At 47.0% G+C, this 25153-nt stretch carries 25 protein-coding genes, 1 tRNA gene and 1 pseudogene; 10 read left to right on the top strand and 17 right to left on the bottom strand.

Annotation, left to right across the window (positions count from 1 at the left end):
* Positions 1-4: 4 nt before the first annotated feature.
* From NYG90_RS01925 to recA, 5 genes are read right to left on the bottom strand one after another with little or no spacing between them, the layout of a single operon-like run.
* On the bottom strand, positions 5-487 hold the full coding sequence (locus tag NYG90_RS01925; RefSeq protein ID WP_285256668.1) for a shikimate kinase: 483 nt from the start codon (positions 485-487) through the stop codon (positions 5-7).
* A complete protein-coding gene (locus NYG90_RS01920) occupies positions 484-1095 on the bottom strand; it encodes an AMIN domain-containing protein (RefSeq protein ID WP_115010881.1) in 612 nt (203 codons plus the stop codon). The genes NYG90_RS01925 and NYG90_RS01920 overlap by 4 nt, the downstream gene beginning before the upstream one ends.
* Positions 1092-1352, bottom strand: a complete 261-nt coding sequence (locus tag NYG90_RS01915; RefSeq protein WP_285256669.1) for a hypothetical protein — start codon at positions 1350-1352, stop codon at positions 1092-1094. Before NYG90_RS01915 ends, NYG90_RS01920 begins: the two co-directional genes overlap by 4 nt.
* Before the next feature lie 9 nt (positions 1353-1361).
* Positions 1362-2648, bottom strand: a complete 1287-nt coding sequence (gene eno, locus NYG90_RS01910) for a phosphopyruvate hydratase (RefSeq protein ID WP_285256670.1) — start codon at positions 2646-2648, stop codon at positions 1362-1364.
* A gap of 20 nt (positions 2649-2668) precedes the next feature.
* Positions 2669-3706: a recombinase RecA gene (recA, locus tag NYG90_RS01905; RefSeq protein ID WP_115010884.1), complete on the bottom strand. Its 1038-nt coding sequence runs from the start codon at positions 3704-3706 to the stop codon at positions 2669-2671.
* 225 nt (positions 3707-3931) lie between these two features.
* Between recA and NYG90_RS01900 the strand changes: the two are divergent.
* From NYG90_RS01900 to NYG90_RS01890, 3 genes and pseudogenes are all read left to right on the top strand, one after another.
* Positions 3932-5096 (top strand): annotated as a pseudogene (locus tag NYG90_RS01900) (FtsW/RodA/SpoVE family cell cycle protein).
* Positions 5058-5134: transfer RNA gene (locus NYG90_RS01895), tRNA-Ile, on the top strand. Before NYG90_RS01900 ends, NYG90_RS01895 begins: the two are co-directional and overlap by 39 nt.
* A 44-nt stretch (positions 5135-5178) precedes the next feature.
* Positions 5179-7905, top strand: a complete 2727-nt coding sequence (locus NYG90_RS01890; RefSeq protein WP_285256671.1) for an RNA ligase — start codon at positions 5179-5181, stop codon at positions 7903-7905.
* Positions 7906-7971: 66 nt separating this feature from the next.
* Here the strand turns inward: NYG90_RS01890 and lpxD are convergent, their stop codons facing one another.
* Positions 7972-8988, bottom strand: a complete 1017-nt coding sequence (gene lpxD, locus NYG90_RS01885; protein WP_285256672.1) for a UDP-3-O-(3-hydroxymyristoyl)glucosamine N-acyltransferase — start codon at positions 8986-8988, stop codon at positions 7972-7974.
* Positions 8989-9002: 14 nt separating this feature from the next.
* Entirely contained in the window at positions 9003-9752 is a 750-nt protein-coding gene (locus tag NYG90_RS01880) for a triose-phosphate isomerase (RefSeq protein WP_285264621.1), read from the bottom strand.
* Positions 9753-9824: 72 nt separating this feature from the next.
* On the opposite strand from NYG90_RS01880, the gene cmoA reads away from it, so the two are divergent.
* Both cmoA and NYG90_RS01870 read left to right on the top strand, forming a co-directional pair.
* Positions 9825-10526, top strand: coding sequence for a carboxy-S-adenosyl-L-methionine synthase CmoA (gene cmoA / locus NYG90_RS01875; RefSeq protein WP_285256673.1), 702 nt, complete (start codon positions 9825-9827; stop codon positions 10524-10526).
* A gap of 9 nt (positions 10527-10535) precedes the next feature.
* On the top strand, positions 10536-10670 hold the full coding sequence (locus tag NYG90_RS01870; RefSeq protein ID WP_285256674.1) for a hypothetical protein: 135 nt from the start codon (positions 10536-10538) through the stop codon (positions 10668-10670).
* Between the two features lie 89 nt (positions 10671-10759).
* Here NYG90_RS01870 and NYG90_RS01865 read toward each other — a convergent pair whose 3' ends face one another.
* Together NYG90_RS01865 and NYG90_RS01860 are read right to left on the bottom strand one after the other, a co-directional pair.
* Complete coding sequence (locus NYG90_RS01865) at positions 10760-11344, bottom strand: flavin reductase family protein (protein ID WP_285256675.1); 585 nt, start codon at positions 11342-11344, stop codon at positions 10760-10762.
* A 9-nt stretch (positions 11345-11353) separates the two neighbouring features.
* Positions 11354-13327 (bottom strand): glycosyltransferase family 9 protein, encoded by a 1974-nt coding sequence (locus tag NYG90_RS01860; protein WP_285256707.1) that lies wholly within the window; start codon positions 13325-13327, stop codon positions 11354-11356.
* A 157-nt stretch (positions 13328-13484) separates the two neighbouring features.
* Between NYG90_RS01860 and hisS the strand changes: the two genes are divergently transcribed.
* The 3 genes from hisS to NYG90_RS01845 are packed head-to-tail and all read left to right on the top strand — an operon-like array spanning position 13485 to position 16267.
* Entirely contained in the window at positions 13485-14798 is a 1314-nt protein-coding gene (hisS, locus tag NYG90_RS01855) for a histidine--tRNA ligase (protein ID WP_285256676.1), read from the top strand.
* Positions 14795-16066: a CapA family protein gene (locus NYG90_RS01850; protein WP_285256677.1), complete on the top strand. Its 1272-nt coding sequence runs from the start codon at positions 14795-14797 to the stop codon at positions 16064-16066. The genes hisS and NYG90_RS01850 overlap by 4 nt, the downstream gene beginning before the upstream one ends.
* Positions 16067-16078: 12 nt before the next feature.
* The gene (locus NYG90_RS01845) at positions 16079-16267 is read left to right on the top strand and encodes a hypothetical protein (RefSeq protein WP_285256678.1); all 189 of its coding nucleotides are present in this window, start codon (positions 16079-16081) and stop codon (positions 16265-16267) included.
* Positions 16268-16322: 55 nt separating this feature from the next.
* Here the strand turns inward: NYG90_RS01845 and ung are convergent, their stop codons facing one another.
* From ung to NYG90_RS01825, 4 genes are read right to left on the bottom strand one after another with little or no spacing between them, the layout of a single operon-like run.
* On the bottom strand, positions 16323-17015 hold the full coding sequence (gene ung, locus NYG90_RS01840) for a uracil-DNA glycosylase (RefSeq protein ID WP_285256679.1): 693 nt from the start codon (positions 17013-17015) through the stop codon (positions 16323-16325).
* A 25-nt stretch (positions 17016-17040) separates the two neighbouring features.
* Positions 17041-18060, bottom strand: a complete 1020-nt coding sequence (locus NYG90_RS01835) for a 4-hydroxythreonine-4-phosphate dehydrogenase PdxA (RefSeq protein ID WP_285256680.1) — start codon at positions 18058-18060, stop codon at positions 17041-17043.
* Positions 18057-19160 (bottom strand): type II secretion system F family protein, encoded by a 1104-nt coding sequence (locus NYG90_RS01830; RefSeq protein ID WP_285256681.1) that lies wholly within the window; start codon positions 19158-19160, stop codon positions 18057-18059. The genes NYG90_RS01835 and NYG90_RS01830 overlap by 4 nt, the downstream gene beginning before the upstream one ends.
* Complete coding sequence (locus NYG90_RS01825) at positions 19153-20262, bottom strand: glycosyltransferase family 9 protein (RefSeq protein ID WP_285256682.1); 1110 nt, start codon at positions 20260-20262, stop codon at positions 19153-19155. Before NYG90_RS01825 ends, NYG90_RS01830 begins: the two co-directional genes overlap by 8 nt.
* Before the next feature lie 59 nt (positions 20263-20321).
* Here NYG90_RS01825 and NYG90_RS01820 point away from each other — a divergent pair, with 59 nt between their 5' ends.
* The gene (locus NYG90_RS01820; protein ID WP_285264620.1) at positions 20322-21740 is read left to right on the top strand and encodes an NFACT family protein; all 1419 of its coding nucleotides are present in this window, start codon (positions 20322-20324) and stop codon (positions 21738-21740) included.
* Between the two features lie 13 nt (positions 21741-21753).
* Positions 21754-22068: a hypothetical protein gene (locus tag NYG90_RS01815; RefSeq protein ID WP_115010899.1), complete on the top strand. Its 315-nt coding sequence runs from the start codon at positions 21754-21756 to the stop codon at positions 22066-22068.
* A 1-nt stretch (position 22069) separates the two neighbouring features.
* On the opposite strand, the gene NYG90_RS01810 is transcribed toward NYG90_RS01815, so the two are convergent.
* The 4 genes from NYG90_RS01810 to NYG90_RS01795 form a co-directional block, all read right to left on the bottom strand.
* On the bottom strand, positions 22070-22357 hold the full coding sequence (locus tag NYG90_RS01810; protein ID WP_285256684.1) for a hypothetical protein: 288 nt from the start codon (positions 22355-22357) through the stop codon (positions 22070-22072).
* A gap of 272 nt (positions 22358-22629) precedes the next feature.
* Positions 22630-23229, bottom strand: coding sequence for a histidine kinase (locus tag NYG90_RS01805; RefSeq protein WP_285256685.1), 600 nt, complete (start codon positions 23227-23229; stop codon positions 22630-22632).
* A 9-nt stretch (positions 23230-23238) separates the two neighbouring features.
* Positions 23239-23484 carry a NifU family protein gene (locus NYG90_RS01800; RefSeq protein ID WP_115010902.1) on the bottom strand — a complete coding sequence of 82 codons (246 nt, stop codon included), beginning with the start codon at positions 23482-23484 and terminating at the stop codon, positions 23239-23241.
* A gap of 173 nt (positions 23485-23657) precedes the next feature.
* Positions 23658-25067 (bottom strand): OmpP1/FadL family transporter, encoded by a 1410-nt coding sequence (locus tag NYG90_RS01795; protein WP_285256686.1) that lies wholly within the window; start codon positions 25065-25067, stop codon positions 23658-23660.
* Positions 25068-25153: the final 86 nt, after the last annotated feature.

Below are 25153 nucleotides of genomic sequence, written 5' to 3'. Positions count from 1 at the left end.
CTATTTAGTGAATTTGTCCCAACACTTGTGCAGCTAGATCTTGGCTTGTGGCATCAAGGATAATATCTGCTTGAGCCTTATAGCTCTCCTGTCGCGCTAGGAATAGCTCCTTTGCCTGAGAAAGATTGGCAAAAAGTGGGCGAGAGTCATAATCCTGCTGGCTTAAACGCGCACAAATTGCTTCAAAACTAATGGATAAAAACACCACTTTCCCCATAGGCTTAAGATCGTGATATATAGGCATACCACCGCCTGTGGCGATGATCGCCCCACGCACACTGGATTCTACCCACGATACAAACTCGCCCTCTTTCTTACGGAATGTCTCCTCCCCAAAGCGTGCGAAAAACTCTTTCACACTTATCCCACTTGATTGCTCAATGATCTTATCGCTATCTAGCACAAATCGCCCGCATATCTTGCTTAGCTCCACAGCTAGCGTGCTTTTCCCACAGCCCATAAAGCCGATCAATACGAGATTTTTCATCGCACAGAGATGATATAGTAGTCCCCATCGCGCGTGATGTCATAGGGGTATTGCCCATCAAGGGTAATGACGAAGCGATAAAAGTCCTTATGCACGCCCACTGCTACTTTGGTGAAATATTTGACACCAAGCTGCACAGAGCCGCTTGGATTCTCATCTCTTTTCTCAATATCAAGCACAATGCGATAGGGGCTTGGCAGGACAAAGGAGCGCACGATACTAGAGCTTGTGTAGAGATAAAACTTACTCCCCTGTGTGAAAAACTGAAATGGCTTAATCGTCCAATACCGCACATCTTCGTTTAAAATCGCGCCCTTTTGCGTAAGTAGCAGCGGATAATGCCAATCGATACTCTCATCAATGGGAATTGTCTTTGTCCCTATGGTGCCATCGATGTTTTGGTAAGTGATTGTGATGCTTTTTAGGATTCTAGCGGTGCTTGGGAGCTTGAAGTCTAGATCTTTAAAAGGATCTTTCGCATTTTTTTGGATAAAGCTATCTTCTTTGGGCTGGATAACAGGCTCAAAGGGATTTTCTCTCGCGTGCAAGGATAATAGCACCCCCACCACAATCCACAACACAAGCCCCTGTCGTATCCACGCCCTCACGGCTCAAGCCCCTTTAGCTCAAATAAGTCTTTTTGCAATCGCGCATTTTTGGCTTGAAGATCGCTTACTTCTTCAAGTAGCTCATCGCGCTGGGCGATGTTTCTAAGCAGGACTTCAAGTGAATTATCCCCAAAGAGCAAAAATCCCACATACGCCCCCATACACACTACGGCAATAAAGCCATAAATGTAGATTCTACGCGCATAGATTCTATACCAAAACTGATGTGTCGCAAGCAGGGCAAGATAGGTGCGCATAGATTCTTCTTATAAGACATTTTTATCAAAGAGTGATCTGCCTAGATACTGCGCATTGGCGATGTCTTTTTGGATAGCAAGCAAGCGATTATACTTGCTCATTCTTTCACTCCTAGCAGTCGAGCCTGTTTTAATCTCGCCTGTATTAAGCGCGATAGCAAAATCCGCGATAAAGTGATCTTCACTCTCTCCGCTTCGGTGGCTCATAATGCACTTATAGCCGTATCTTTGAGCAAGGCGCACGGTTTGCATTGTCTCACTCACGGTGCCGATTTGATTGGGTTTAATCAAAATCGCATTGGCGATGTTGCCCTTAATCCCTTGGGCTAAAATCTCGTGATTGGTTACAAACAAATCATCGCCCACAAGCTGGATTCTATCTCCTAGCTTTTGAGTAAGCAGCTTCCAGCCCTCCCAATCATCTTCACTTAGCCCATCTTCGATAGAGACGATGGGGTATTTCGCACAAAGCTTCTCGTAATATCCCACAAGCTCACCAGAATCCAGTTTTCTCCCCTCGCCTTTTAGGTGGTAGATTCCAGCTTCATCGACAAGCTCGCTGCTCGCTACATCAAGCGCGATAGCGATTTGCTCGCCACTCTTATAGCCTGCTGCTTCAATCGCGCGCAAAATCACTTCAATAGGCTCTTCATTGTTTGTGAGATTTGGCGCGAAGCCCCCCTCATCGCCGATACTTGTGATATGCCCAGATTTGTGTAGAATCTGCTTTAAATGCTGATACACCTCCGCACTCGCACGCAAAGCCTCATCAAAGGTATCAAAGCCTAGAGGCATAATCATATATTCTTGGAAATCCACCGTGTTATCCGCGTGGCTACCGCCGTTAATGATATTAAGCATTGGCACGGGGAGCGTGATCGCATTGCTCCCACCTAGATAGCGATAGAGAGGGATATTTAGGCTTTTTGCCGCCGCCCTTGCGACTGCCATAGAGACACCAAGCGCAGCATTTGCACCGATATTTGCATAATTATGCGTGCCATCAATATCTTTCAAAATCCCATCAATTAGCCCTTGATCAAAAGGACTAGAGCCGATGAGCGCATCTGAAATAGTGGTATCGACATTTTCGCACGCCTTTAGCACACCCTTACCCAAAAATCGCTTTTTATCCCCATCGCGCAGCTCTAGAGCCTCTCTCTTACCCGTGCTAGCCCCACTTGGCACAATGGCACTAGCACTTGTGCCATCGCTTAGAAAGACACTTGCGCAAATGGTTGGATTCCCCCTAGAATCTAGCACTTCTTGGGCATAAATATTATCGATGTAAATCATTGAAGCTCCTTTAGGTGGTGTTAGTTGGATTCTGGCTCATCTGGAAGCGGGAGGATCTCTTCACTCGTGCCGATTTGCTCTTTGATCTTTTGGGTGATTTCTTGGGCTAGGGCGGTGTTTTCTCTAAGCATAAGCTTGGCATTTTCCCTGCCTTGCCCTAGCTTTTGGTCCTTATAGCTTAGCCACGCACCGCTTTTATCGATTAAATCAAGCTTCACGCCATAGTCGATGATCTCGCCCTCCTTGCTAATCCCCTCGCCAAACATAATGTCAAATTCCGCTTCTCTAAAAGGTGGGGCGACTTTGTTTTTCACCACTTTTGCTTTGACGCGGTTGCCGATATGCTGCTCATTTTGCTTAAGAGATGCTATGCGGCGTATGTCGATCCTCACACTTGCATAAAATTTCAGCGCATTCCCACCTGTGGTGGTCTCTGGGCTGCCATAGCCCATCATACCGATTTTCATACGGATTTGATTGATAAATATTAGCGTGGTATTCATCTTGTGCAGTGCGCCTGTAATTTTGCGCAAAGCGTGGCTCATAAGGCGTGCTTGCAAGCCCACATGCTGATCGCCCATATCGCCATCGATCTCTGCCTTTGGCGTGAGGGCTGCCACAGAGTCGATGACGACCAAATCCACCGCTCCACTTCTAGTAAGCGTCTCTAAAATCTCTAACGCCTGCTCGCCATTATCTGGCTGGGAGACAAGGAGATTTTCTGTATCGACCCCAAGCTTTTTTGCATAATACACATCAAGCGCGTGCTCGGCATCGATAAAGGCGGCGATCCCGCCATTTTTCTGGCACTCTGCGACAATTTGTAGTGAAAGGGTCGTTTTCCCGCTGGATTCTGGACCATAGATTTCAATAATGCGCCCCTTTGGCACACCTCCAATCCCCAGAGCCATATCAAGCCCAAGCGAGCCTGTCGCGATAGAATCCACCTTTTCCACCTGCTTATCCCCAAGCCGCACAAGCGCACCTTTGCCAAAGGCTTTATCAATCTGCTTTAACGCTAGATCAATCGCCTTTTTTTTATTCTCGTCCATCGCCATAACAATCCCTTACGAAGTATTTATCTATCGGTATTTGACCAAGTGCAAGGCTGGATTATAAGCTAGTTTTTATCAAACTTTCCTTAATGCTTCTTGAAGCATTTTAGGCTACTTTGCGCACTATATATCGCATATAGATTTCACTCTTTGTAGCTTAAGCACCCTTGTGCTACAATCACTGCCAAACACAGCAACCGAGCTAGAATCCACTTTTAGGACTTAAGAATGATCGATCGGCGTGTGCTAATCCACTTTGACATACTGCTTCCTATCCTTATCATTCCCATTGTGCTGCTCTCATATCTACTCATCGGCGAGGCAAGCCCTAGCCAAAATCTCCGCCAAAGCATTTATATCCTTATCGGGCTTTGCGCGTTTGTTGTGGCGTTTTTTATCCCGATACGACAGCTTAATAAATCCATAGTGATTTTTTATTGGATTTGTATCGTGCTACTGATTTTGGTGTATATCATCGGCACAAAGCAGCTAGGGGCGCAAAGGTGGATTACCATAGGGGCTTTTTCTATCCAGCCAAGTGAGCCGGTCAAAATCGCTATCATCTTGCTTCTAGGACTCCATATCCACAACAACCCTCCGCCACCGCAGGGCTATGGGCTAAAGCAGTTTGCTATCCTTAGTGGCTATATCTTGCTTCCTTTTGTGCTGATCCTAAAGCAGCCTGATCTAGGCACTGCGCTTGTGGTGCTGTTTGTGGGATTTGGGACATTATTCTTAATCGGGGTAAATTACAAAATCTGGACAGCTATCATCATCACCACCCTTGTCGCCTCGCCGCTCATCTATGGCTCACTCAAAAACTATCAAAAAAAGCGTATCCACGACTTCATCGCGGAAAAGCCTAGCTACCATGTCCAGCAAAGTATCATCACCATAGGCTCTGGCGGCTTATTTGGCAAAAAGAAAGAAGACTCCACGCAAACCCAGCTCAAGTTTCTCCCCATTGCTACAAGTGATTTTGTGTTTGCGTATTTTTCGGAGCGGTATGGGCTTGTCGGGGGTGTCGTGCTACTTGGGCTATATATTTTTCTCACCCTGCATATCTTGTCTTTTTCTCTCATCGATCCTAAAGACTATCGCCTACGCGTGATGGCTTGCTCTGTGGCATTGCTGTTGTTTTTCTATGTGGCGGTAAATATCAGTATGACTATCGGGCTTGCCCCTGTTGTGGGGATACCTCTGCCGCTTTTTAGCTATGGTGGAAGTAGCTTTATCACTTTTATGATATTTTTTGGGCTACTAGAAAACTTGCTTGCCTTTAGGTTTAATTTCAGTTATAATGCCAATCCTTTCAAGGCGATCTTACGCTCCCCTAAATACAGACGATAATCACGGATCTTTAGCTCAGCTGGTCAGAGCACTCGGCTCATAACCGATTGGTCGTAGGTTCAAGTCCTACAAGATCCACCATTCTTAATTTATCTTAGCGATTTTACTTAGAGTGAAGGATTTTTATGCGCACACTTCTTCTTATGCGTGGGCTTCCAGCAAGTGGGAAAAGCTCTTGGCTACGCGAGCATAATCTCCACCCCTACGCGCTAAGTCCAGATTGCTTGCGGCTTATGGCAAGTGCGCCGATTATGCTACCTACGCCAAACACCCTCCACGCTAGCCCCACGCAAAAAGTGGATTCTAGCTATATAATCAATCAGGCAAACGACAAGCGCGTATGGAAAATGCTCTTTGAGCTTTTAGAGCTAAGAATGGCTAGGGGAGACTTCACTATAATCGATGCCACGCATACAAGCTTGCAAGCCTTGCGCGCGTATGAGAGCCTAGCCCAGAGCTATCGCTACCGCATTTTTGTGCTAGATTTTAGCGATGTGAGCCTAGAGATAGTCAAAAAGCGCAATTATGCAAGAAGCCTGACAGCTAGCCACAAAGCCGTGCCAGAATCTATCCTAGAATCTATGGCAAAAAGACTGCAAGACTCCCCTGTCCTTCCCTCGCGCTACACACTGCTAAAGCCAGAATCCGCTTTTGAGCATTTGTGCCTAAAGCCCATTGATTTAAACGCCTATACCGCTATCCACCACATAGGCGATATACACGGCTGCATTGAAAGTGTCATAGAATACTTGCTATATAGCTTTATCCTAGAAGCACGCACCCCACCCTATCGCACAAAGCAGCAAGCACTAAATGCCTTGCGCCAAAGCAACTTCGCCAAAGAAATCTGCCTACAACTCTTCCACCCCACTTCCTACTATATATTCCTAGGAGATTATATCGATAGGGGCGTGGGTAGCGGAGAGGTCGTGGCTCTGCTGCTAGCGATTATGGAAGAGCGCAATATCTGCCTACTTGAAGGCAATCACGAGCGATGGCTGCAAAAATGGGGCAAAGAGGAGCTAGGGGATAATGAATTTAGCACCTTTAGTGTGAAAGATTTAGAGCAAGCAGGACTTAGCCCCAAAGATACGCACCGCCTTTATGCCAGACTACGGCAATGCGCTTACTATAGCTTTGATAATAAACAAGTGCTATGCACGCACGGAGGCTTACCCACCTTGCCGGAAAATCTCTTGCTCATTGGCACAAGGCAGCTTATCTATGGCAGTGGAGATTATGAAGATATGCAAAGCTGTGCGCGAAATTTTGCCAAAACGACAGACTCTAGCACTTATCAAGTCTTTGGTCATCGCAATAGAGAAAAGCACGGCGTGCGTGTCTATGAGCGCAGCTTCGCCCTAGAAGGAGGCGTGGAGTTTGGGGGGTGCTTGCGTGCGTGTATCTTGCGCCACTCTAGGCTACCTATATCACTGCATACCAAAGTCCCAGCAAAGCACAATCTACAATCCGCGCTTAGCGGGGATCTACTAGGGCTTGTGCTAGGAGATTTTTGCGAAATTTACTTACAAAATAGCAAAGACCCTGCCCTAGCACACCGCCTAAATGCTAGGCACAATGCTAGGAAAATCCACAGCCTTGTAGAAAAGCTACGCAAAAGCCCCTTAATCAAAGAAAAAAGCTTTGGTCCCATCTCAAGCTTTAATTTCACAAAAGAAGTCTTTTATCACAAAAAGTGGAGCACGCTCACTTGTAAGGCACGCGGGCTCTTTATCGACACGCACGCCTATAAAATCGTAGCGCGAAGTTATGATAAATTCTTCAACCTCTATGAGAGAGAAGAATCCTCGCTAGAATCTTTGCAAGAGCATCTCTCCTACCCTGTGCAAGTCTATATCAAAGAAAATGGCTTCCTAGGCATAATGAGTGGTGTTAGTGCTTATTGCCTAGAATCCACTTTTGCAAACGCGGATTCTATGGATTGCCACGCCACTGCTAGCACAATATCTCACAATGACAGCAAAAAAGTGGATTCTAGCAACGCCCAGAATCCACACGAGCAGGCAAAGGATTCTAAGATTACTAAAGAAACTGCGCCTTGCTTTTGCGATGAGCAAACAAACAAAGCGGTGCAAGGCGGGGTCTTTAGAGAAGCTCAATCCTCCAACGCAACGCCAGAAAGCAAGCTCTTCATCACTTCAAAATCCGATGCCCTAAGCCCCTATGCCACAATTATGCGCGAGCTTATTGATAGCCACCTAGCTCACCACGCACGCACGATCCAAAGCACCAAAGAGTCCCTAGAATCCACTCTTGCCACCTATCTAAAAGACCAGAATCTAAGCTTAGTGTTTGAGATAATAGAGCCTAGCAAAGACCCCCATATCATCGCTTATAGCACGCCGCAAGTCATCTTGCTTGATGCCATCTACAACACCCCAAATCTTGCCAAGCTACCTTATGATGAGCTCTGCGCACTAGGGGCTAGATTTGGCTTTAGGGTTAAAGAGCAAGTAGGCAGTATCGCGTGCTGGGAGGAGTTTATGGAGTTTTTGCGCAAGCACGATCAACTGCCTAGCGATGAGTCGCCACACGCAAAAGATTCTAGGCTTTTGGGCAGTGGGGCTAGGGAAGATGGCTTTATTGAGGGCTTTGTGCTAGAAGATAGCGCAGGCTTTATGCTTAAAATCAAGCTCCCATATTATCAAGGCTGGAAGCACTTGCGCAATCTCCTAGAATCCCCTAGCACAAAATCGCGCCACAATCTTATCGCCAAGCTCAAAAGCCCGCTTACACAAGAGTTTGCCAAATGGCTAGAATCCACCTCCACAGAGCAATCGCTCATCGCCTTGCGAGAGCAGTTTCTCAAAGCACGCAAATCATCTCACTAGATCCGCCCCGCTAGAATCCACAATCATTACTGCTAGCTAGATCTAGCTAGGCTTTGCACTTTAGAATTATGATTTTTTCAGCATTCTTCTTAGCGAGACATAAAACTTCATCCACTCATCAAGCGGCATAAGCGGGTGTCCGCCCCACTTGGTGTGTGGGGGGAGATTTTTCCCCACAGCCCCACGCCCAGCTATCTGCACAAAATCGCCAATGTGTATATGCCCTCCTGTGCCTGCTTGTCCGCCCATTATCACATTGCGCCCTGTGGTGGTAGAGCCAGCAAGCCCCACTTGTGAGACAAGCAAGGAGTTCTCGCCGATTATGCAGTTATGCCCGATTTGCACGAGATTATCGATTTTGCTACCGCGCTTAATCATCGTTACCCCAAATACTGCGCGATCAATGGTAACGCTCGCGCCGATCTCTACATCATCGCCGATTTTTACAATGCCATTATGCTCGATCTTGCAATGCTCCCCAGAATCTGTATGCGCATAGCCAAAGCCATCGCTGCCGATCACGCTGCCTGCGTGGATATTGACACGATCGCCGATAATGCTCTGGCGATAGATGACGACATTAGGATAGATTTTGCAATCATCGCCGATATGCACGCCATCGCTTAGGACAACACCGGGCATTATGCAAGTCCTAGCACCGATATGCACGCCATCGCCGATATGCACACCCTGCATAATCTGCGCACTTGGGTGGATATGCGCACTTTGGGAGTCTGTGGGCTTGCTTGGGTCATAGAGTGTGGGCTCTAAAGGATTGGCAAATTCACTTATAGCAAAGCATTGGGAGAGCTTGGCGAAAGCTAGATGTGGATTTGGGACAAAAAGGGCTTGGATATGAGGTGGGAAAAGCTCTTTATGCGCGAGATAATCGCGCTCACGCACTAGCACCGCGCCCACTTGTGAGCTAGATAGCAAGGCAAAATACTTAGGCTGATCAATATAGCTTATATCCTCACTTCCGCCTTGCTCTAGGGGCGTTAGAGAGGCTATGGGGAAATCCCTTGTGATAGGATTTGTGATCCCAAGCATATCAATGATTGAAGAAAGATATATCGGCTCCATACTACTCCTTTACACTACGCAAGCACGCTTTGCGTGATAGCATAAAAGCTTTTTGCATCTAATGATGCGCTGCCTACTAGCACGCCATTGACATTGGGGATTGATAGGATCTCTTTGGCATTGCTAGCATTCACACTGCCGCCGTATAAAAGTGGATTCTGGACTAGGGTGCGTAAAAATGCGTGTGTTTGGGCGATTTCTTGCACACTAGCACTTCTACCCGTGCCAATCGCCCAGATAGGCTCATACGCCACGCTTACGCGAGTGGATTCTACATCTATGCCTGCAAACTGCGCTTGCAAATACTCTTGCACCGCTTTTTCCCCCTGCTTGCGCACGCTCAAAGGCTCGCCCACACAATACACGATAAAAAACCCAAGCCTAGCGAAAAACGCAAACTTCTCTGCGATGAACTCTTGGGACTCATTAAGCAAAACACGCCGCTCACTATGCCCGATAAGTATCGTGCGCACCCCCATAGACTCGAGAGCTTGCACGCCGATCTCCCCTGTGAAAGCCCCGCTATACGCTGGATAGGCGTTTTGCACGCCGATCTCCCCAAAAGGCGCGAAGTCTTTAGAAGCTTGAAGGCTTAGAGCCTGTGGGAAAAACACTAGCTCATTCTCACGCAAAAACTCCTGCGAGAATCCTAGTGCGCCTAAGGTGGTGAAATACTCCTGCACAGAGTGCGCAGTGTGGTTGCATTTAAAATTTGCCATAAACTGCATACAAAGCCTTTGAAATCCTAGAATGTAGCTCTGCATTATACTTAAAACTTCCATAATTAAAGTGGCGCAATAAGTTTTGCTTGTATAATCACGACTTTGGAGACAATAATGGCAAAAGATAGAATATTTCAAAGCAAAAAAGAGCAGAAATTCACATTCAACGATGAAGTCGCAAGCGTGTTTGATGATATGCTTGCTCGATCGATCCCCTACTACAAAGACACGCAACAGCTGTGTATCGACTTTTTATCCACCTTTGCTAGGCAGGGCAGGATCTATGATCTAGGCTGCTCCACGGGCAACACCCTACTAGCCCTAAGAGAGCAAGTAAGCGGCGAGCTAATAGGGCTAGATAGCTCTCAAGCGATGATTGATCAAGCCACGCGCAAGGCAAACGCCTATAATGCGGATATTTGCTTTATGTGTGCGGATATTATGGACTTCCCATACGAAAATGCGCAAGGCTTCATCGCTAATTACACCTTGCAGTTTATCCGCCCACCTCTGCGTGCCAAACTGCTTGCTAGGCTCTATAATGCCCTAGAATCCAGCGGCGTGCTGATCCTTAGCGAGAAGACCATAAGCCATAGTCCGCACTTAGATGCGCAAATGATCTCCTACTATCATCAATACAAAGCCCGCAATGGCTACACCAAAAGCGAGATCGCCGCTAAAAGAGAAGCCCTAGAAAATGTGCTTGTGCCATATAGCTTAGAAGAAAATCTTGCCCTGCTCAAAGATGCGGGGTTTGCTAGCGTGGAAGTGCTATTTAAGTGGGTCAATTTTGCGACATTTATCGCAGTCAAATAACACGACAAAGTGCTAAGGCACAACACGCCAAACCCCCTAGAATCCACTTTTTCACACAATGCGCCTTGTCTGTCATTGCGAGCCGACTTGTCGGCGTGGCAATCCATACAAAAAACCGCCAAGCCCCCTAGAATCCACTTTTGACAAGGATTCAGCTTGCGGGCTAGATCGTGGTTTTCACTTGCAAGCTTTTGCACGCCACTCTAGCCTTTAAAGCCCAAAGCCAAAACGCCTTAGGGCTTTTTAGGGTCGATTAGCTCACTTACTTGCAAATAATACTTCCCCACACGCCCCAAATGCGGCGGCAAAAACCGCAGATCCTCTCTATAAATCACATCATCAATAAAGCAGCCCTTTGCCTCTAGAAACACGCTAGTATCACTCCCGCCAAAGCTCTTTGTCTCTACCAAATCGCAAAAATACGCCACCTTCACGCCTTGGGCGATTGGGGGGTATTGTGTATGCACAGCTTGCAGGCTAATATCAAAGGCACTTGCCTCACTTCTCTCATAAGGCAGCTCTTGGGAGCTAGACTCTAGCAGCGGGAGGAAATCCACCATCACAAGATTGATCGTAGCCTTTTTTGTAGCTAGGAGATTGCGCAAGGTGTCCTTCTGCTCGCCATTAGATTTTGTGCCTATACACAGACTAAAAATCACAGGATTAGAGCTTACCACGCTAAAAAAGCTAAAAGGCGCGAGATTTAGCGTGGCATTGTGGCTAATGGTGCTAATCCACGCGATTGGGCGCGGGGTTATGGTGTTGCTAAGGATACGATATTTGGTCAAAGCCCCTTGTGTAGCAAAATCAAGTAGCATAGATCCTCCTTATTTACTAAGCTTTGGCTTATGCAGTATCGCTAAAGCCGCTTCTATCACCATCTCTGGGCGCAAGTCTTTCATACATTTATGATGTCCCAAAGGACATACGCGCTTTTTGCACGGCGCACAAGGGAGATTGAGATTGAGCAAGGCGCAGTCTCGCGCACGCCACGGCGCAGTCTCGCGCATATTTGTAGGACCAAAGATTGCTACCATAGGCACGCCTAATGCCGCTGCTATATGCATAGAGCCGCTATCATTGGTGATGAAAAGATCTAGGGCTTGGAGGTCTTGGAGAAGGGTGGGGATAGTTGTTTTGCCACAAGCGTTTATGATTTTTGGCGTTTGTTCTAGCGTTGGCTTTGCGCTGGTGGATTGGGCTTTTTTTGTTTGGGGCGTTGGCTTTTCTAAAGAAACTTCGCTTTGCTTGTTTTGAGCTAAAAATGGGGCTTTGCAAGGTGAGTCAAGGGCACATACTCGGGCGTATGTAACCGCAGGCTCGCCGCCGCAAAACAAGGGATACCGCTTAGGCTGCGCCGATGTTTCTTTAGAATCCATACTAGAATCTACTTTTTTGCTTTTTTGTGCGTTATGTGTGGATTGCCGCGCCACTGCTGGCGCAGTGTCTCGCAATGACGCTCGGCTTTCTTCTTCAAAGATTCTAGGCATTGCGGTATTGCTTTCGTGGTTTTTAGCAAATTTTCTAAAGAAACTGCGCTTCGCTTGTTTTGGGGCAGAGCTAGACTTGTGGTCTGCGGTTGCCTCAAAATTTGCTAAATCTGCGGAATGACTACCCAAGACCGAATCTATTGAAGTAATAATTGCTTCCGCTAGCTGCCTATCTGCCTCCACTCCATAGATCACCACCTCCGCCCCCATAGCCGCAAAATACGCCCCCACGCACGCATAATGCTCCTTATCCCAGCACTTCGCACTGCCATAGGCTGCACCCGGATTTAGCCCTATGCGTAGGTGTTTGCGAGACTTGCTAGAATCTAGTGGCTTTGTGTGAAGTTTGAGTGGGGGGATGTGGGTGGTGCTTTCCCCAAAATCCTCATTTTGTTTGGGCGATTCAGCTTGCGGGCTAGAATCGCTTTGACATTGTTGGTGTTCCTTTAGAGAAATCCTACCGCCTGCGGCGTGGTTATCAAACACACTTTGGGCGTTTTTCCTAGAATCCACTTTTTTATTTTCGGCTTCTTTTTCTGTCATTGCAAGCACCGCTTGCACCGCGTGGCAATCCATATTTTTTGCGGCAGCAAAAATAGGAGTCACTTTGTGCGTTTTGTTAGCATTATTTTCAAAAGTGGATTCTAGGGGTTGTGTCTTTTTATTATGGATTGCCGCGCCGCCGTTGTCGGCTCGCAATGACGAGAAGGGAGATTTTTCACACTCGCCGATTTTGTTTTCAGCTTGTCTTGTAACGCCATTTTGGGATTCTGGCTCCATATCCTCGCGGCAGGATTTTTGAGCTAAAAATGGGGCTTTGCAAGGCGAGTCAAGGGATTTACCTTGAGTGGTAATGAGCGCAGACTCGCCGCAGCAATCGCCATTTTTAGCCAAAAAGCCAACGCGCCCTTGCTCACCCAAAGCCAAATCTATCAGCCGCACATAACTCTCCACCTGATGAATCCCCCCAACTCTCCCAAGCTTATGAGTCAAAAACACATTCCCAAGCCCCCGTTTATAGCCCACTCGCACCCTAGTCCCAGCGGCAAAAAGTAGCAACGCGCTATAAAAGTGATTGGTAAGGGTTATGCCTATGTCAATCCCCCCATCACACTCTAGCCTAGCTCTAATCGCACGCCCTAGCTGCCAAGTGGCTTTAAGGCGGTTTTTTGCCTGCTTGGTGGAGTCCTCAAAGCAGGCATATATGCGAGAATCCGCGCTAAAAAGCTCCAAAATACTCTTAGGCGCGATGAGACAAAGCCTAGCGGTAGGAAGCTGCGTAAAGAGCATTTCTATACAAGGTGTGCTCATCACGCCATCACCTAGCCAATTTGGCAGGCGCATAATGATAATAGGGCTTGTGGGCTTTATGGGCTCTCCTTTGTGGCTTGTGCTAGTGCCTAGCTAAATGATAATTTTAGCAACTTTGTTGTAATATCGCGCCTTTAGATTTTGGCTTGGAGGAGTTATGGCAGATCTTGTAGTCCCCCGCACACTAAGTGGCTTCCGCGATAGGCTTCCTAAAGAAGCAATGGCAAAGGAAAAGCTCCTGCAAAAGCTCTCTAGTGTCTTTGAGAGCTTTGGCTTTGCCCCCATAGAAACACCACATTTAGAGTATGCAGATATTTTGGTCAAACACGGCAGCGATGAGATACAAAAAGAGCTCTATCGCTTCAAAGATCACGGCGGGCGCGATGTGGTGCTGCGCTTTGATCAAACCGTGCCACTAGCGCGCTTCATCTCGCAGTATAGAAATGAGCTTGATCTGCCATTCAAACGCTTTGCTATTGGCAATGTCTTCCGCGGAGAGAGGGCGCAGAGAGGCAGATATAGGGAATTTACGCAATGTGATTTTGACTTTATTGGGAGTGATTCTATCGGCTGTGATGCGGAGATTATCCAAGTCATCTATGCCTCTCTAGCCACGCTTAATATCGATGAATTTACCATTTGGGTCAATCACCGCAGCATTTTAAATGGGATTTGCAAGCACTTTGCTATCACAGAGATTGAAGGCTTTTTGCGCAGCATTGATAAGCTTGAAAAAATCGGCAAAGATGGCGTAGCAAAAGAGCTAGAAGCCTTTGTGGATTCTAGTAAGATTAGTGAGGTGCTAGGCATTATCACAATGCGCCAAACCATCGCTGTTGATGAGTTTTTAGACTCGGTGGGGTATATGAAAGCGTGGAATGATGAGCTAAAAAAGGGGCTAGAAGATCTTGAAGAGATGTTTTCTATCCTAAAGCACCTTGAAATGGACACATCAAAATGCCGAATGGATTTCTCTATCGCTAGAGGGCTTGGCTACTACACAGGCATCGTGTATGAGACGACACTCAATCGGCTCAAAAATATCGGCAGTGTCTGCTCTGGCGGGCGATATGACAATCTCACAAAGTCCTTTTCTAAAGAGTCTTTAAGCGGCGTTGGGGCGAGCATTGGGCTAGATAGATTGCTAGCGGCATTAGAGGAGCTAGGATTGCTGCAAGGCAGAAGCACAAGTGCGCGAGCACTCATTGCTTGTATGGATAGCTCTTATCTAGGCTTTGCCCATAAAATCGCAGAATCCTTGCGCCGTAGTGGGATCTACACAGAAGTCTATCCCCAAGCCCAGAAGCTTAAAAAGCAGCTTGCCTATGCTAATAACAAAGGACACGAATACTGCCTAATCATCGGCGAAAATGAATTTCTAAGCCATACTTTCACGCTAAAAAATATGACCACAGGTATGCAGCTAGAATCGCTAAGCTTTCTCCGCGCGCTAGAGATTATGAAAGAATGAAAGCCGCCATATTAGGACAAGCTCTGCATAAAAGTGGATTCTACTACTTGGTGCGCTTTGTGGGGGTAGCGAGCCTAGCAGCATATATCAGTGCTTGTGCGGTGAAAAATGACGATACTCCTATGGGCTTGCAGCCCCAAGACTTGCGACTAGATAGTAAAAAGATTTTTCTCACCACAACGCAAGCGTGCGTGCCGCATTTGCAGCCCCAAGCTCTGCTAAGCTTTGTGGGTGATAATGTGCTAGGAGATTATAAAGGCAGCTCTGGGGCGACCTTTAATGCCAAGTTTGAAGAAGTGGGCGGCGATCTGGGGTATTTCTCTTTGGGTGTGCGTGAAGTCTTGCAAGCCGATGATCTAAGCATTGGCAATATGGAGGGCGTGCTTAGTGATAAGCCTTTGAAAAATGCCTTTGACAAGCCCTTTTCCTTTAAAGGGGCTTCACACTATGCCAAAATCCTTACCACCGCGGGCTTTGAAGCGATGAATATCGCTAATAATCACTCGCGTGATTATGGCAAGCAAGGCTTTGAAGATACGATTACGCATTTACGCGCGCAACATCTTGCGGTCTTTGGGGAGGGGATTGTGCATATCTATGAAGTCAATGGCATAAAGATCGGGCTAGCTGGACATAGAGGCTGGAATCTAGGCATTAAACCCCAAGTGGCAAGAGAGATCAAAGCCCTAAGAGACCAAGGCGCGGAGCTTGTGATTTTCACCTTCCACTGGGGGGAGGAGCGGCAGCACTATCCCAACGCCGCGCAAAGAGAGCTAGCGCATTTTACTATTGACTCTGGGGCGGATATGGTGATAGGACATCACCCCCATGTCTTACAAGGCGTAGAGACATACAAGGGCAAAAAAATCGTGTATAGCCTAGGGAATTTCATCTATGGAGGGGCAAAAAACCCCGCTGATAAAGATAGTATGATCTATCAAACGCGCTTTATAAGGCTAGATTCTGCGCGTAAAAGGCGTGAGTTTATAGAGGACTTGCGCTTTGATGCGTGTGCGCAAGAAGCCTACTTGGAAAAGCCATTTATCAAAGGTGTGGAGCGAGTCGATGAGCTAGGGGATTTCGTGCTAGTGCATAGCGTAATCCCTGTAAGCATTAGCTCCACGCCAAGCTATAATGACTACTCTCCTAGGATCTATGCTAATGACTCTAAAGGCTTTGATAGGGTCTTGCGCCGCCTAGAATCCTACTCTGTGCTACCCACCAAAAAGACTCCCCAAAAGCCCAAAAGACAAAAACCTCGCCGCTAAACACTAAGTGATATGCGCCTAGAATCCACTTTTGAAAAAGTGGATTCTAGTGGAAAGAGTGGATTACTAAAGAAACATCGGCTACGCCGAGCGTTTTACTTGTTTTCTAAAGAAACTGCGTGGGGCTTGTTGCCACGCGGTGCAAAAGCACCGCTCGCGATGACAGAAAAAAGGCGTTTTATACCACGCCGCAGGTGGTAGTGTAAAAAGTGGATTCTAGCCCAGCGATCCTAGAATCCACTTTTCAAAAGCAGGATTACACAAGATGCCAATCAAATGGCTCTTTGCCCATTGCTTGAAGCGCATTTTGCGCCTGCACAAATACCCCACTCCCCACAAAGCCCCTTGCTAGCGGGCTTGGGTGCGGGGCTTGTATAATGCAGTGCTTACTAGAATCTATCAGTGCTGCCTTTTTCCTTGCATAATTGCCCCAGAGCATAAAGACAATGCCTTGATAGTGCGTTGAAAGCGTGCTAATAATCGCATCGCTAAAGTTCTCCCAGCCAAAATGCCTATGTGAGGCAGCTTTGTGTTTCTCTACGCTAAGGATCGCATTTAGCAGCAGCGCACCTCTATGCGCCCATTGGGTTAGATCGCCGTGATTTGGGGGCGGGATAGCTAAAGTGGATTCTAACTCTTTGTAGATATTGCGCAAGCTTGGAGGGATAGCCACGCCCCTAGGCACGCTAAAGCTTAGTCCCATAGCTTGGGGGATCTCTATACCATTTAGCATTTTGCTCTCGTGGTAGGGATCTTGCCCCAAAATCACCACACGCACGCGAGATGGCGGCGTGAGATTGAGCGCGTGAAATGTCTTATCACTAGGAGGGAAGATCACACTATGTGCTTTAGCTAGCGTATAGTGCCTAATAATCTCGCTGAAATATGGCTTCTCAAACTCATCAGCCAAAAGCTCTATCCATTCTGTATGCAAGGTCTTTGGGATCATTATATGCCTTTAGCGTGGAGATAGTTTATGGGATTTGCAGCTGCTTTAGGGCAAAAAGCGCGGCATTGCGAAAGCTTTGCGTGCTGGCTTTGCCACGATAGGCTAGATCAAATGCCACGCCGTGATCCACAGAAGTGCGGATTATAGGGAGATTTAGGCTTATGTTGATACTTTGATCAAAGTAGAGAGCCTTAAGCGGAGCTAGCCCCACATCGTGATAGGGCGCGACAAACACGCGGTATTTTTCTCTCATCTGTGGGGTAAAGGCACTATCAGGCGCGACCACCCCCACAAAAGCTTGGCGGTTAAGCGTGGCATTTGCGGATTCTAGGGCGCGTTGTATAAGCGTATCTTCTTTTCCGCCGATAGCACCATTATCACCGCAATGTGGATTAAACCCTAGCACAAGGGCTTGAGAGAAATCTAGGCTGGATTCTAAGGCTAGCAAGAAGTCTGTATATGCTGGCTCGCTTATATGCTGGCTCACTTGTGCTAGCGGAATATGATCGCAAAAAAGTGCCACAAGCATAGCCTCACAGCCTAGCACCATAAGGGCTTGGCGTTGAAAATGTGCGCGTAAATACTCCGTATGCCCAGCATAGCTAATCCCTGCTTGCTTCCACGCGGCTTTGTGGATAGGGAGCGTGAGTATCGCGGTATCTGGCAGGCTTTGGGCTAGATCTATGGCTTTAGCAAAGCTAGCAAAGCTATATGCCCCGCTCTCTGCGGTGATTTGGGCGATGTGGATAGGGGGTGGCTCTATGCTTGGAGGCTCAAAGCACACCATATCAAGCAAGCAGTGGATATGGCTAGCACGCTTAGATCCTATCCCACCGCGCGTAAGTAGCGTTTGTAGGGCGGATTCTAACAGGCTCTTATGCGCGCAAATAATAGGCGTGCAAAGTGCGCTAGGGCTAGAATCTCCCCCCACGCTAGAGGACTGCTTAGGCAGCTGCCCACATTGGCGCAAAAGCCACTCAAGAGAGCGCAAGATGATCTCACAGCCTATGCCATTGCTATCGCCTATGCTTATGGCTAGATTCATAGGCTTATCCCCCCTAGCTCCCAAATAGGCAAAAATATCCCAAACGCCAGCCACGAGACAAAAAGCGCGATGATGATAGTCGAAAACGGCTCGATGAGTGCTAGAATCCTAGCGATTTGCTGCTCATACATATCGTGGCAGTATTGCGCACAAAGCTCTAAAATGCACTCTAGCTCACCGGATTTTTGCGCGGTGGCAAGGAAGCTTTGCAGAGTTGTATCAATATACGCACAAGAAGCAAACGCCCTATCTAGCGCATCACCTCTAGCAACTCGCTCGCAAGAGATGCTTAAAGCTCTCTGCAAGGTGGGATTTTGCACGCTTTGTAGCGCGATAGGCAGAGATGTGTCAAAGTCAATATGCGCTTGATACAAGTAAAAAAATCCTAGAAAATACCCCCACAACTCCCGATAAAGTAGCAATCTACCAAGCAGTGGTGCGCGTAGAAGTAGCCCTAGGCTTGCGGTATAAAGGGCATTTTTCTTGCGCACACTCACGACTCCCACATAGAGTAAAGCTAGCCCTGCTAGCCCAATCCCCCACCAAAACTCCTGCACAAGCGATGATACTGCGATAAGCGTGCGCGTGCTAAGTGGCAGCACAGCATCAAAGCTTGCAAAAAGTGCGCTAAATTCTGGGATCACAAAAAGGGCGATGATGATAAATGCCACTGCAATGCCTAGCAGCACAAAGATAGGATAAAACAATGCTTTAAGAAAATTCGCGCGATTTTTGGCGATGGTTTGAAAATAGCGCGCTAGGATTTCTACAATACTATCAAGCTCGCTAGATTGCGATCCAGAGTGAAGCAAGGCTATGCCCATAGGGGAGAAAATATGCGCATAAGGCTCTATGGCTTTAGGCAGGCTAGCCCCTGCTTGCAGCTGGGCTAGAATCTGCTTATACGCGCTTGATAGGGCTGTGTTTTGGCTTGTGTGAGAGAGTGTTAGGAGGGCGTCTTGGAGTGAAATATGTGCGCGTAGCATAATGCTTAAAAGCCGCAGATCTTGGGCGATTAGCAGGGGCTTTGGCGGGAGGTGTGGCAGAAGGCTTGGGAGATGTGGCGTGGGCGGTGTGTGTGATGGGCGTATGCTAGTCATTGACTCTCTTTACAGGAGAGATTTGGGGCTTTTGGGGTAGGGGCAGTAGGGATTTGACTAGGGCTAGTAGATCTTGTGTCGCTGTGGCTATCTCGTATTTAGACATTTGCTCTAGGGGCTTTTCAAGCAAGAGTAAATGCTCTTTTTGCATACTCTCACCCAGCCAGAGCCTAGAATCTTTGCGGTTGTATATGCCTATGGTGTTTATGCGCAGCATATCGGCTAGATGTATTGTGCCAGTGCTTGGGCTAATTAACAAGCAAGAGAGCCGCAAAAGCTCGATGATATGCGCTAGATTGTCATCATTGCTAAAGACTAGGAGATTTGGCATAGGGCTTTGCAGTGTGATAGTAGGTGCGCCCTTATAATGCAGCAAGACAATAAGCATTTGCGGATAATGCGTGGCAAGCTCTTGTGCTACTGCGATGTAGGATTCTAGGGGGAGATTGATGCGTGTGGATTTGACAAAGGGATTTAGACAAATGATAGGCGTAGTAATGCGTGCAAAATCTTGCGCCTGCACGCGAGCTTGCGGTGGCATATCGCCCATAGTGATGAGATTACTCGCTTTGGCTAAGGCATTATCCAAGGCAGATAGCACGCGAGCTTTTGCGCACTCATCTATGGGGTAGGAAAAGTGGCTATAAGCGATCTCTGCCCTATCATAGCGCGTAGGATCAATCTTGCGCACAAGCTTTAATAACGCCTTATGATAAGGGATAGCTGAAAAAGCACGCGAGAAAAACACCTTATGGATACGAGGGTTAAGGAGATTTGCCGCAGTGGCAAAGGAGATGATACACTTAGCATTACTCGCACTTAGTAGCTTACACCGCCAGCGATTAGGCTGGGTTAGGATAAAGTAGTCAAACTGCTTGGCATTGATATGTGCTAGCAGCTCTTGCTTGCTCATAGTCTCTGTATCGATACATATAAAGCCCCTAGTCTTATCAAAGCCATCATTAAGCCTAGAGAAAATCTGCATACCTTGGGCATTTGTATAGATGACGATAGGGCAGTCATATAGCTTGCGCAGTGTATATAACGCCCTAATAGCGATGACATTATCCCCAAGGAATGCCGAGCGATAGAAGCCAATCATCTCTTTTCTTTCACGGAATTTATGGCATTATAACACACCTAAAGCCCCCAAGGACTCAAATGACCCTAGCAGAGATTGATGCGCTAGCGCGCTTTATAGGCTGCTTTGATAAGCTTGTGCTTGTGCAGCGCGTAGCAGATATGACGCTAAAGCTTACCCTAGCCCAATGCCAGAATCCTAGCTTATGCGCCACGCTCCAAGGGGCAAAGAGCTTTGATGTGTATCTGGCTATGACAAGGGGCAAAAGCTTTGCCTACACCACACAAGACCTCCAAAAGCCCCCTCAAGACCAAGCGACCCTTAAGGACTCTAAGCCAGAATCCCTAAGCCCCAAACGCTACAATGCTCCCTTTGATGTCGCACTCTCACGGCTCAATCGCTCTAAAATCCTATCCGCCACGCTTTATGATGATGATAGGATCTTGCGCCTAGAGCTCTTGCAGCAAGGTAGCTATAAGCAATCTATCACATTTTTGCAATGTGAATTTACCGGCAAGCACACCAATGCGATCATCTTAACCCACGAGCAAATCATTATCGATGCCCTGCGCCATATCTCCCAAGCCCAATCACACCGCCAAGTCAAAGTAGGCTACCCCCTTGCCAAAATCCCCAAAAATCCCAAAAAGCCTGCCCCCCAATGCGCGCCACTAGCCCTAGAATCTATACCTAAGCTACTCTTACAAGCACACAATCTTGAGCAAAGCAAAGCCCTAGAATCCTTACGCCACTCTCTGCTATCGCACTACACACGCACCAAAGCCCGCTTGCAAGCCCTGCTAGATACCCTCCCCAAAGAAACAGCACTTTTGCAAGAGAGTCGCACGCTCAATCACCAAGCAAGCCTGCTACTCTCTCATCTCCACACACTAAGCCCCTACCAAAGCCACGCTACAATCACAGATAATGGCACACTCTATCATATCAATCTCCCCGCAAGCAAAACCCCGCAAGAAGCGATCAATAAGCTCTTTAGCACATCAAAGAAGCTCGCCCAAAAGGCAAGAAATATCCACAAAGAAGCCACAAACTTAGAAGAAAAAATCGCATTTTTAGACAAGGAGCTGGCATTTATCGCGCGAGCAGATAAGCTTGACACCCTTGCGATCCTAGCTCCCAAAAAGATAGAAAAAAGGCAAAAGCCTTCTAACGATCAAGTCTATGTGATCTTTATCCAAGGGGTGAAAATCTCCATAGGGCGCAATGAGAGAGAAAATATCAAGCTCCTAGAATCCGCTAGGGCTGATGACTTGTGGATGCATATCCGCGATATACCTTCATCGCATTTGATTATACATTGTGGGAAAAATGCCCTAGCAGAATCTATCATCTACAAAGCCGGTGAGATTTTGCTCGGTGTAAGCGGGCTTAAGCAAGGGGACTTTTTAGTCGATTATACAAAGAGAAAATTTGTCAAAATCACAAGCGGTGCGTGCGTGATCTTTAGCAAACATCAAAGCCTGCGCTATCGCGTATAGACTAGGAGGCATTATGGCAATCTCACCCATTGGTAATATCACCTATATCAATCAAAATATGCAGACAACTTCTGCCGCCCACGCAAACGCTATGCAGCGCGGCGATATGATCCCCCAAGAGTTTGAAGACAAGCTCAAAGAGATCCAAGAAGTGCGCCCCACAGAGACAAATAACAAAGTCGATAAAGACGCTAAAGGCAATAGCCAATGGGAGCAGCAAGATGACCAAGGCAAAAAAGACAAAGAGGAGAGTGAGCAGGCTCAAAGCCTAGACACACTTGCTAGCTCCCCTAGTGGTGAGACACATTTGCTTAATATCAAAGTCTAGCCTAAGCCCTTAGAAATGGTGTTGGCTTTTCTAAAGAAACTGCGCTTCGCTTGTTTTGCGCGCTTTTACTAAAGAAACCTGCTTGCGTGCCCACGCCTTGAAAACTACAATTTTTCATCTCAAATCCTGCCGCCTGCGGCGTGGTTAAAATTGGGGCATTTTGGGTAAAAATCCTAAAATCCTGTGCTTGCTTTTTTAAATTTGTGGCATTGCTAGAATCCACTTTTTCTTGTCGTTTTGGGATTCTAGCCCAAAACCAGCGACAGCGGTGCGAGGCGGGGGCACGCAAGCAGGTTTCTTTAGAAAAGCTGAATCCCCCTACTAGAATCCACTTTTGCAAAAGTGGATTCTACCCTTTGTGCGTTTTTTCTGCTTGGGATTCTAAGATTGTGTTATGGATCGCCACGCCGCTTTGCGCAGCTCGCGATGATGGGGAAAGTCGCTTACTTTGTCATTGCGAGCCGCTGCGGTAGCAGTGGCGTGGCAATCCATTGGCATTCCCCTAGAATCCACTTTGGGCTAGAGCCACATTTAGCCCAAATCCTAGCCCCACCCAAACTACTAAAACTGCTTTAAAATCTCTTGTATCTCGCTGTTATAAGCGATTTGTGGCATATCTTCTATATAAGTGAGTGCGATTTGCTTAAAGCCATAGTGGATAAGATCTTTAAGAAATTGATAAAAATCATCGCGCTCGGTGAAGATGATTTTAGTGCTAAAGATTAAGTTTTCAAACACTTCTTTAAAGCCTTTTGCCTGACAGAGCGTAGTAAAATCCTTATACGCTATGCCATTTAGCTGCTCGGATTCTAGGGAGTCTTCTGCCTGTGCGGCGTGGGAGATATGATCTAAGCTTGTGTCAAAATCACGCAAGATTTCAAGCATTTGCGTATGGATAGCATTGTGCTGGGCGCGGGGGGCTGAAGCTAGCAAGATTTGGTAAAGCTCTGTGAAAATCTCAGCCTTTTTGGGGAAGTCTTGCGCAATATCCGCGATTAGCACACCTATGCACGCGCGTTTATCGCTAGAATCTAGTGCTAAAGCTAGGTTAAAATAATGCGCCGCAAGGGTGAAATCCCTAGCCGCAAGGGCTTTGAAGCCTTTGTTTATCAAGCGTTTTTTACGCGGATTGTAGGTGGGGTTTGGTGGGATTATGGTCATACTCTGCCTTTATCGAACTTCTACTACTTCCATATCTGGGTGTATATCGCGCTTAAGCTGCTGCTCTACACCGCGCTTTAGCGTGATATGCGAAGCAGAGCAGCCTTGACACGCCCCAAGCAAGCGCACATAAACTTTACCGCCTTTAATCTCTTGTAGCTCTATATCGCCAGAATCGCGCAAAAGATGCGGTCGCACCTTTTCTAATGATCGTTGCACAGGCTCATACAGCTCACTATCGCTAAAAGGTAGCATTACACTCCTTATGAGAATAAATAATTACGATATATGAATGTGTTTATAATGGGTTTTTTTAAACAACGCAAGAGACAAAAGGGCAATGTAGTAGAAGCGATTCTATCCTAGCTACCTTGAAGCTATTAGTAGAATCTATTTATACCAAATCCTTGCACTAGAATCTGCTTGCACTAGAATCTATACTTCGCGCCCAAGGTTACTAAATGCAGCTGCCCTAAGCCATTTTGGCTTTGGATAAAGCTCTTTGTATTATCTTTGAGCGCGAGTGAGTAGGCAAGCCCTACATCTGCCCTCCCGCCAAAGAGATTATACCTAGCACCAAGCCCTAGCATATAGGAGTTGGCATCAGGGATACCAAATGTATCTCTGCCTTGCGGCACAGGGGTAAAATCTAGCGCGAGTGATCCCATAAGCGTGAGATTTTCGGTAGAGAAGTGTGTAAAGCCTAGGCGGAAGGCATTGCTATTTTTCCAGCCACGCCCCATAGCCACGGCATTGTAGTCGGCTCCTGCCATATTTTGATATGCCGTTGCGATAATGGTATTTTCAAACCCAGGCGTAAAGCCTTGTGCATTGCTAAATTCTTGATTGCTATATTGAAATTCAAAAATATCCGCACTTCCCCAGAATGTATGCTCATAGGTAAATTCTGCGAGAAGTTTGCCAAGCCTTTGGGCTAGGGCGACATTAAGTGTATCGGGCAAATCCGTAGAAAGCAGCAAGTTTGCTCGCATATCAACCGTCCCTTTTCCAGCCAACTTCCCACCATCTATGTGTGAAGTAGCAGAGAGATTGCCTTTCATATCAAAATGCACTTTAGAGCGATAAGTAGCCGCTAGGGTCGTGGTTTTGGTAAGTTTTAATGTAAGTGCGACATTGTAGCCTAGCCCCCAAGCCTTTGTCGATGATGATTGGGAAATTTTAGTAGTGCCTTTTATATTTAAGCCAAGCCCCATAGCATTTTCTGCAGTGTAAGGCACATACAGCGTATTATCAAAATCCCCAGAGCCATAGATGATACGCGCTCCAGCAGCAAGCCCTAGCCGATCCCATAGCGTGAGGGAAACCACGGGATTTGTCTCTATCATCATTATCCCCACATTGTCTAAAAACTCTCCCCCCTCACCGCTCCAATCCATACTAAGCCCTGAGGGCGTTGTGATTGATAGCCCGAAGTTTGTTTTCACGCTATCGCCTATATGCCAAGGCTTGGTTTTGAAAAATATCTTTGGCGCAAAGGCTAGCGTGGGGTTTGCCCTACCGCTTACGATAGCGGGTCCTGCTGGGCGATTTGGACCCAAAGCAGCTATATTTCCCGTAGAAATTTCCCCTTTATCTCTACCTGCCGTAGTAAAGTCAAACCCCGGGATAAAAATCATCGTCCCATTAACTTCTATCTCATTAGCTTCATCAAAGCCCATATTCGCGGGATTATAGTAGCTAGAGTCCGCGCCATACGCCCCAGCGATATATGCAGAGTTTAGCGCGGTGCCATTGAGACTTTGCTCTGTAAGCTTAAAGCCTGAACCATAGCTAGAGACAATGCCCCCAGCAAGCAATATCGCGATTTTTACACGCATATTCCCTCCTTAATATTTTGCAAATCACAATAGTAAATCAAAAAAAAAAAAACGCAAGCCTTATATCTACCACCACCAAAGCACCA

The sequence above is a fragment of the Helicobacter zhangjianzhongii genome (genome assembly GCF_030249855.1).
GTDB lineage: Bacteria > Campylobacterota > Campylobacteria > Campylobacterales > Helicobacteraceae > Helicobacter_B > Helicobacter_B zhangjianzhongii.
Note: the sequence above shows the minus strand (reverse complement) of the source record. Positions and strands in the feature narration are given on the sequence as shown.

What these genes read in the sequence shown, in the direction of transcription:
- NYG90_RS01925 (WP_285256668.1), bottom strand. Translation starts at nt 487, where the DNA reads ATGAAAAATCTCGTATTGATCGGCTTTATGGGCTGTGGGAAAAGCACG.
- NYG90_RS01850 (WP_285256677.1), top strand. Translation starts at nt 14,795, where the DNA reads ATGAAAGCCGCCATATTAGGACAAGCTCTGCATAAAAGTGGATTCTAC.
- NYG90_RS01915 (WP_285256669.1), bottom strand. Translation starts at nt 1,352, where the DNA reads ATGCGCACCTATCTTGCCCTGCTTGCGACACATCAGTTTTGGTATAGA.
- lpxD (WP_285256672.1), bottom strand. Translation starts at nt 8,988, where the DNA reads ATGGAGCCGATATATCTTTCTTCAATCATTGATATGCTTGGGATCACA.
- NYG90_RS01845 (WP_285256678.1), top strand. Translation starts at nt 16,079, where the DNA reads ATGCGCCTAGAATCCACTTTTGAAAAAGTGGATTCTAGTGGAAAGAGT.
- cmoA (WP_285256673.1), top strand. Translation starts at nt 9,825, where the DNA reads ATGGCAAAAGATAGAATATTTCAAAGCAAAAAAGAGCAGAAATTCACA.
- recA (WP_115010884.1), bottom strand. Translation starts at nt 3,706, where the DNA reads ATGGCGATGGACGAGAATAAAAAAAAGGCGATTGATCTAGCGTTAAAG.
- eno (WP_285256670.1), bottom strand. Translation starts at nt 2,648, where the DNA reads ATGATTTACATCGATAATATTTATGCCCAAGAAGTGCTAGATTCTAGG.
- NYG90_RS01800 (WP_115010902.1), bottom strand. Translation starts at nt 23,484, where the DNA reads ATGCTACCTTTTAGCGATAGTGAGCTGTATGAGCCTGTGCAACGATCA.
- NYG90_RS01880 (WP_285264621.1), bottom strand. Translation starts at nt 9,752, where the DNA reads ATGCAGAGCTACATTCTAGGATTTCAAAGGCTTTGTATGCAGTTTATG.
- NYG90_RS01805 (WP_285256685.1), bottom strand. Translation starts at nt 23,229, where the DNA reads ATGACCATAATCCCACCAAACCCCACCTACAATCCGCGTAAAAAACGC.
- NYG90_RS01820 (WP_285264620.1), top strand. Translation starts at nt 20,322, where the DNA reads ATGACCCTAGCAGAGATTGATGCGCTAGCGCGCTTTATAGGCTGCTTT.
- hisS (WP_285256676.1), top strand. Translation starts at nt 13,485, where the DNA reads ATGGCAGATCTTGTAGTCCCCCGCACACTAAGTGGCTTCCGCGATAGG.
- NYG90_RS01815 (WP_115010899.1), top strand. Translation starts at nt 21,754, where the DNA reads ATGGCAATCTCACCCATTGGTAATATCACCTATATCAATCAAAATATG.
- NYG90_RS01825 (WP_285256682.1), bottom strand. Translation starts at nt 20,262, where the DNA reads ATGATTGGCTTCTATCGCTCGGCATTCCTTGGGGATAATGTCATCGCT.
- NYG90_RS01890 (WP_285256671.1), top strand. Translation starts at nt 5,179, where the DNA reads ATGCGCACACTTCTTCTTATGCGTGGGCTTCCAGCAAGTGGGAAAAGC.
- NYG90_RS01835 (WP_285256680.1), bottom strand. Translation starts at nt 18,060, where the DNA reads ATGAATCTAGCCATAAGCATAGGCGATAGCAATGGCATAGGCTGTGAG.
- NYG90_RS01830 (WP_285256681.1), bottom strand. Translation starts at nt 19,160, where the DNA reads ATGACTAGCATACGCCCATCACACACACCGCCCACGCCACATCTCCCA.
- ung (WP_285256679.1), bottom strand. Translation starts at nt 17,015, where the DNA reads ATGATCCCAAAGACCTTGCATACAGAATGGATAGAGCTTTTGGCTGAT.
- NYG90_RS01795 (WP_285256686.1), bottom strand. Translation starts at nt 25,067, where the DNA reads ATGCGTGTAAAAATCGCGATATTGCTTGCTGGGGGCATTGTCTCTAGC.
- NYG90_RS01865 (WP_285256675.1), bottom strand. Translation starts at nt 11,344, where the DNA reads ATGCTACTTGATTTTGCTACACAAGGGGCTTTGACCAAATATCGTATC.
- NYG90_RS01860 (WP_285256707.1), bottom strand. Translation starts at nt 13,327, where the DNA reads ATGAGCACACCTTGTATAGAAATGCTCTTTACGCAGCTTCCTACCGCT.